This is a genomic window from Mesorhizobium newzealandense (genome assembly GCF_042682145.1).
Classification (GTDB): domain Bacteria; phylum Pseudomonadota; class Alphaproteobacteria; order Rhizobiales; family Rhizobiaceae; genus Mesorhizobium; species Mesorhizobium newzealandense.
In genome coordinates this window covers 841,876-847,917 of the sequence record NZ_JBHUGZ010000007.1, presented here as the reverse complement: position 1 = coordinate 847,917, position 6,042 = coordinate 841,876, and the positions used below count along the sequence as shown (strand labels likewise).

7 protein-coding genes are annotated in these 6,042 nt (G+C 61.4%); 2 read left to right on the top strand and 5 right to left on the bottom strand.

Annotated features, from left to right (window positions below; translation table 11 throughout):
• On the top strand, positions 1–1,285 hold a 1,285-nt coding region (locus tag ACFSOZ_RS13020; protein WP_379098107.1), incomplete at its 5' end, for a L,D-transpeptidase family protein.
• A gap of 1 nt (position 1,286) precedes the next feature.
• Here ACFSOZ_RS13020 and ACFSOZ_RS13015 read toward each other — a convergent pair.
• The 5 genes from ACFSOZ_RS13015 to ACFSOZ_RS12995 form a co-directional block, all read right to left on the bottom strand.
• Positions 1,287–1,769 (bottom strand): hypothetical protein, encoded by a 483-nt coding sequence (locus ACFSOZ_RS13015; RefSeq protein WP_379098206.1) that lies wholly within the window; start codon positions 1,767–1,769, stop codon positions 1,287–1,289.
• Positions 1,770–1,913: 144 nt separating this feature from the next.
• Positions 1,914–2,393: a hypothetical protein gene (locus ACFSOZ_RS13010; RefSeq protein ID WP_379098104.1), complete on the bottom strand. Its 480-nt coding sequence runs from the start codon at positions 2,391–2,393 to the stop codon at positions 1,914–1,916.
• 135 nt (positions 2,394–2,528) lie between these two features.
• Positions 2,529–3,236 (bottom strand): lysozyme inhibitor LprI family protein, encoded by a 708-nt coding sequence (locus ACFSOZ_RS13005; RefSeq protein ID WP_379098203.1) that lies wholly within the window; start codon positions 3,234–3,236, stop codon positions 2,529–2,531.
• A gap of 194 nt (positions 3,237–3,430) precedes the next feature.
• Positions 3,431–3,688, bottom strand: a complete 258-nt coding sequence (locus tag ACFSOZ_RS13000; protein ID WP_379098101.1) for a PepSY domain-containing protein — start codon at positions 3,686–3,688, stop codon at positions 3,431–3,433.
• Between the two features lie 156 nt (positions 3,689–3,844).
• Positions 3,845–5,515, bottom strand: coding sequence for a winged helix-turn-helix domain-containing tetratricopeptide repeat protein (locus ACFSOZ_RS12995; RefSeq protein ID WP_379098098.1), 1,671 nt, complete (start codon positions 5,513–5,515; stop codon positions 3,845–3,847).
• Positions 5,516–5,603: 88 nt separating this feature from the next.
• Here ACFSOZ_RS12995 and ACFSOZ_RS12990 point away from each other — a divergent pair, with 88 nt between their 5' ends.
• A complete protein-coding gene (locus ACFSOZ_RS12990; RefSeq protein ID WP_379098095.1) occupies positions 5,604–6,032 on the top strand; it encodes a hypothetical protein in 429 nt (142 codons plus the stop codon).
• Positions 6,033–6,042 lie beyond the last annotated feature (10 nt).

The window sequence follows — 6,042 nt, the reverse complement described above, 5'->3', positions numbered from 1 at the left end:
CCGCTTCGAGATGGCGCTGTCGGCCCGCGTGCTGCGCTATGCCCATGATGCGCAGAACGGCCGCGTTGAGCCCAACCGCATGACCGGCTACTATGATTTTCCGGCCAAGCCGATCGACCTGGTGGGCGTGCTGAAAACGCTGGCGCACACCCAGGAAGTGCGCACCTACCTTGAATCGCGGCATCCGCAGAATGCGGAATACCAGGCGCTGCGTGTCGAACTGGAGTCCCTGCAGGCCAGCGCCGAGAACGAAATCGTCGTCGACCCCAAGCTGTTGCTGAAGCCGGGCGAAACCAGCCCGGAATTGCCGAAGCTGCTGACCTTGATCGCACGCAATCTCGACGACGAGATGGGCGGCGCCTATGGCGAAGTCCTGTCCAGGCTGGCCACCAGCCAAGTCTATGACCCGGAACTGGTTCCAATCATCAAGGCTGTGCAGCAGAAGGCAGGCATGAAGGGTGACGGCGTCATCGGTCCGCGCACCGTCGCGACGCTGGCCGGGACCTCCAAGGCCGACAAGCTGCTGAAGGTGGAAGTGGCGCTGGAGGAACTGCGCTGGCTGCCCTCCGACCTCGGCAGCCCGCGTGTCTTCATCAACCAGCCGGCCTTCACCGCGAGCTATATCGACAATGGCGAGGAAAAGCTGAAGACGCGCGTTGTCGTCGGCCGGACCACCAACCAGACTGCCTTCTTCTACGACCAGATCAAGCAGGTCGATTTCCATCCTTATTGGGGCGTGCCCCAGTCGATCATCGTCAACGAGATGCTGCCCAGATTGCGCAATGATCCCGGCTATCTCGACCGGGCCGGCTACGAGGTGACCGACTCGCGTGGCAAGCGCATCCCGTCGTCCGCGGTCAACTGGGGCGCTTATGGCGCCAACATTCCCTACAGCGTGCGCCAGCAGCCGAGCGAGGCCAATGCGCTGGGCGAGCTGAAGATACTGTTCCCCAACAAGCATGCGATCTACATGCACGACACCCCGCAGAAGTCGTTCTTCAAGCAGGACATGCGCGCGCTCAGCCATGGCTGCGTGCGGCTGCAGGATCCGCGCGGCATGGCGGCGGCGGTGCTCGGTACCTCGGTCGACTATATCGCCGAGAAGCTGAAGCACGGGCATTCGACCGAGGATGTGACACGCAAGATCCCGGTCTATGTCGCCTATTTCACCGCCTGGCCTGACATGTCCGGCAAGGTTGAATATTTCGGCGACGTCTACGATCGCGATTCGCGGCTGAAGCAGGCCCTGGACGCCACCGAAGCGGTTCGCTCACCGTCGAGTTGAGCTAACGCTGCAACAGCGGTCGCCGGAAGCCGGCGTCCCGCCCGGCGATCAGCCAATAGACCAATCCGGCGACAAGGCCGGCAGCGGCGATGATGCCGATGTCGGCCCAGCGCTCGGGGTCCATGTCCTCCGCTGAACTTGGCCAGATCAGGACGAAACCGGCGGCGGCGGCCGCGGCACCGAAGACCATGTGCAACAGGACGTTGCGCAACGAAAAGAGCTCGGCAATCAGCGCGAAGATGAGCGTCTGCAGCGCGGTCACGACTATGGTCAGGAAATAGACGAACAGGCCGAGCGGCGGCACCACCAGGACCGCTATCGGCGAGACGCCCATGACGTCGAAATAGCTGGGCGCGTTGGGCAGGGAACTGAGCGCGGCGTAGATCGCCGCGACCGCGATCAAGCCCACCAGAACCGCCACCAGGTAGCCGGCCAACATCATCAGTATGCGCTTCAGCACGTGCTTCGCCGTCGCCATGCCCATCCCCCATGCGGCGCCCAAGCGTCCAGTCAGCCATCAAAGCGGGACTGACGCAAGGGGAGGCGCGCCTTCGTGGTAGGTCAGCTTGAAATCTGACGCTGCGCTTTTTGCCGGGCGGCGTTCTTCGCTAGGCTCTGGACATATTTGTCAGTTCCTCGGCATTTGGGGTGGCACAAGTTGAACGTACGGCGTCGTCGGCTCCTTATCAGAGCGAATGCGGCTCGGGGCCGGCTTCCCGTGTTTGCCGAGCGACCTAATGTATTGATAGAGCGATTGCATATCGCTCTCCTCCATCGCTCGGAGATTGTACCAGGGCATCGGCGGAGACGTTCTAATGCGCTTCAGCATCCCTACGAATCCACGCTCGGTCATTACCGAAGCATCTATCCGAAGATTGGTCGCATAGGTCGTGCCCCAGGGACCGCGCCAACCGACCGAGCTGCCCATTAAAGCCTTTTCAGGATCAATCTTGCCTTCTGTTTCGCTGTAGCCTTCGGTATGGCAATCGTGACAACCGCCGATGATTGATACCTGCAACCCTCGTTCGACCGAGACTTCGCCTTGAGCGAAGGCTGCAATTGGCATCGTGAGGCCGGCCAATAGGAAAAACAGGCTTGTGACACGCATCCTTCCCTCCCATGCGTTCCGCTAAGCATATATGAGCCAACGTCCGAAGGCGACGGCCGCGTCAAGGCCCTCAAATTTCAAACTGATGCACTACCCGCTCCTTGGCAGGCCGTCGCGGAACGCGAAGCGGGCTGCTCAGGCGCCGCCACACAGATGCTCGGAGTCCGGCAGCGCCCATGATCCTTTGACGGCGAGATCGATGCCGTAGTAGACGCGGCCACGCTCATCGTCCTTGGGACAATCCCTGGGAATCGAGATCAGACACATCTCGACCGGTTCGCCGACCTTCGAGGCGGCTAGGCCAGGTTCTCGATCATAGGAGACGGCACCGCCGTCATTGGTGAATGTCGCGGCACTGCCTGCATCCGGACTGGCCGTTTCCAGCGGATCGTCGCCAAGCCGCGTGGTCAGCGTCTTGATATGCGTGGACGCGCATTGTCCGATTGCCGAGGGCAGGGGTTGATCGGTCCCGTCCGGGTTCCGCGCGGCGGTTTCCAGCGCCTTCTTGCCGATCAACGCGATGTTGTAGTCCTGCACCCATGACGGCGCATTGCCATAGGTTTGCAGCGCGTTGTTCAGAGCACTGACGATGCAGGCGGTATCGCCCCCGCAGGCATTGCGGTCGGCAATCAGCCCGCGGGCTATCTTGCGCTTGTCGCCGCCGAACGCCGGCTCGAAATCCTTGAACGCCCTGGAGACCAGCAGATCGATGGCCGACAGCTGCGGATCGGCACAGATCGCCCTTTCCGCCGGCAGGCTTGCCTTGCGGCAGTCGAAGGACGGTCCATCGGCCCGCGCCGAAGCAGTCCCGAGGATGCCGCAGGCCAGGATGGTCGCGAGCACAGCCAAAAAACAGGGTCGAACGGAAGATCGCATGTGTGCCCCCAAGCCAACACCCCAAGGCGCGCTCAGCGCCTTGACTTCGACATCATACGCCGAGAGTGGACAATTTTAGGCGAGGACCCGCTGGCCATTGAGAATGCGCGAAGAGCGGGCCGGCGCATCCGCAAAGGGACAGGATGTCTGCCGACGAACCTTTATTTTGGCTCGGCGGTCACAGGGTCGTAGGTGATTTCGACCTTCGCCTTGTCCGACGTGTAGTAGGTGACGACGTAAGCGCCGCTGTCCCAGTCGACCTCTTTCACATAGCGAAAGCCGTCGCGCTGCTCGACCTTGGCGAGGATCTCCGACAGCTTCTTGGCATTGGGCGGCGGCAGCGCAGCATCGTCCGCGGCAAGGGCCGGCCCGCCGGCGAGAAGAACGGCGACGCTTGTCGCCAGCAGAAATCTGGACATGGCTTTCCCTCAAAGTTTCGTCGGACAGAAACTCGCTGCCATGCCGGTTTGTTCCGCAACTGGAATGGGATGGCCATCCAGTCCGCCCACAACACAAAGGCTTCAACGGTTCTTTGCGGCCAATCGGACTTCTGCCGGGCCGCATACGGTCAGCCGTCACTCCGGCAAGCCCGCGAACCGCATGTGTCCGATCCAGCGATCGAGGGCTCCGGGGGCGGTGTAATTCTTCTCCCACTGCTTGCGTTGTTTGCTGATGGAGTCGCCGGGCGAGTCTTTGAGGAAAACCGCAAGCGCCTCCTTCGCCTCCCGCTGGTTGCCCAGGCAGGCGTGGATCCCCGCAAGCATTCGGTGTGCGCCGCTCGGGATTCTGGACATTTTCCGCATCGCCGTTAGCGCAGCCCCGCAATCATGCTTTTCGTAGAGCGCCCAGCCCATCTGCCAGTTGAACCAGTCAGGATAGAAAGGATCGATGCCCATGGCCAGCTCGATCCGATCGATCGCTTCGTCGATGCGGCCAACATTCAGCAGCACGCCCGCACTGTGGACGAGGATATTCGGGTCGCTGGGGTTCAGGACGATCGCCCGATCGTACCGCGCAATGGCTTGCTCGACCTCTCCGGCTTCGGAGTGGATTTGGGCGCGGGCAAAGTGCGCGTTGGCATCGTCCGGAGCGAGCAGGATAGCCTTGTCGGCGTATTCGGCGGCGCGCTTCAACGCCTCGTCGGGGTCATTTTCCTGCTTGTGCCAGAATACCGAGTCATTGCGATAGGACCAGGCCATCCCGATGTAGCCGAACTGCGAGTTCGGATCCGCTTCGATCGCCTTGAGGCTGAACTGCCGTAGCCGCTCGTTCCCCGCTAAAGAGAAATCCTCTTTGGCGGCTCTCCCCATCAGGTAATAGCGGAGCGCGCTGACCCGGGCGGCACCGCTCTCTGGCAAAGGTCGCTCGATCCTTACTCCGACCCGATCCGCAAGCGTTCGGATGATTTCCTCCTGGACGACGAAAAGATCGGCAATCTCCCGGTTGTAAGAGTTGGCCCAGACATGTGATCCGTCATGCGCATTCAGCAACTGGGCGGTCACTTTCAGCCGATCTCCGACCTTCTGCTGGCTGCCTTCGAGCAGGTAGTCGACGCCGAGTTCATCTCCGATCTGCCTGGTGTCGACCGGCTGGTCGCGGTACCTGAAGCTCGAGTTCCGGGCGATGACGGCATAAGTCTTGCTCCGCGAAAGCTCGGTGATAATCCCCTCGGCGACGGCATCGCTGAGATATCCCTTATCCGCGCCGGTACTCATGTCGTCGAAGGGAAGGATCGCAATCCTGGGCATGTCGCTCGAACGAACGGGAGCGGCTCGCCATGCTTCCGCGCCGTAGTATGCGCCAATCGCGACAGCGAAGAGAACGATTGCAGCAAGAATGAAGCCGCGCTGCGAGAATCGTGTCTTGGCACGTTCCGTGCCGGCTGCGGCGTTTGGGTCCGCCGCGTCCGACGGATCGGCATTCAGTCGGTAGCCTCTCCGTGGGACGGTTTCCACGATCACGTGCGCGGCGTCGCCCAATGCGCGGCGAATATCGGCAATGCATTGAGTGAGGCTGTCTTCGGTCACGAAGGTATCGGGCCAAACCGCCTGCATGATCGCATCCTTGGACACGATTTCGCCCGGTCGCGCCGCGAGCACGGAGAGCACCTCGACGGACTGGCTGCGAAGATTGACCGCTTTGCCTTCCACGGTTCGGAGTTCGTTGCTGTTCGCAAGAAAAACAAAACCGCGGAACGTGACCGTTTCAGCAGATTTCGGGTCAATTTCAGGGGCCGTTCGGGACATTTCACCCTCTTGGCGCGCTTCCTAGCATAGCCCATTCGGCCGTCGCCTCCAAGCGATCCAAGCAGCACTGGATGGGACGGAGGCTGACATGAAGCGGACCAGGTTCGTCATCGCTCTCGCTTGTCTTTTGGCAGGGCAAACGGCTGCAAAAGCGGATTCCCGCATCGCGAGGTTCTGTGGCCCTGACCATGTCAACGAGGTTGCCTCAGACGACGCCCGTCCCAACCCCGACGATTATTGTGTCGCCAGCCTCAAGTCGATGGATGACCGCGCCATGTCCGCCGCTATCGCTGTCACAATCCATCTGACCAACCAGGGGGAGCTAGTCAGGCTCCCCCAGGTGAAACCCATGACCTCGATGGCCGAGTGCAGAGCTTGGACCCATCAACAGGAGTTCATGCGCGCAGTTCCCGGCTATCTCGCCACCTTCCATTACTGCGACTACGCATCAGTGGCTGACGTACGAAGCGGTCAGCGACCTGTCGGGCAAATGGCCGGTGAGACGAGTGCCCGATGAAGCCCCGGCC

Excerpts from the sequence above, each read along its gene's own strand:
- ACFSOZ_RS13015 (WP_379098206.1), bottom strand. The coding sequence starts at position 1,769 with ATGGGCATGGCGACGGCGAAGCACGTGCTGAAGCGCATACTGATGATG.
- ACFSOZ_RS13010 (WP_379098104.1), bottom strand. The coding sequence starts at position 2,393 with ATGCGTGTCACAAGCCTGTTTTTCCTATTGGCCGGCCTCACGATGCCA.
- ACFSOZ_RS13000 (WP_379098101.1), bottom strand. The coding sequence starts at position 3,688 with ATGTCCAGATTTCTGCTGGCGACAAGCGTCGCCGTTCTTCTCGCCGGC.
- ACFSOZ_RS12995 (WP_379098098.1), bottom strand. The coding sequence starts at position 5,515 with ATGTCCCGAACGGCCCCTGAAATTGACCCGAAATCTGCTGAAACGGTC.
- ACFSOZ_RS12990 (WP_379098095.1), top strand. The coding sequence starts at position 5,604 with ATGAAGCGGACCAGGTTCGTCATCGCTCTCGCTTGTCTTTTGGCAGGG.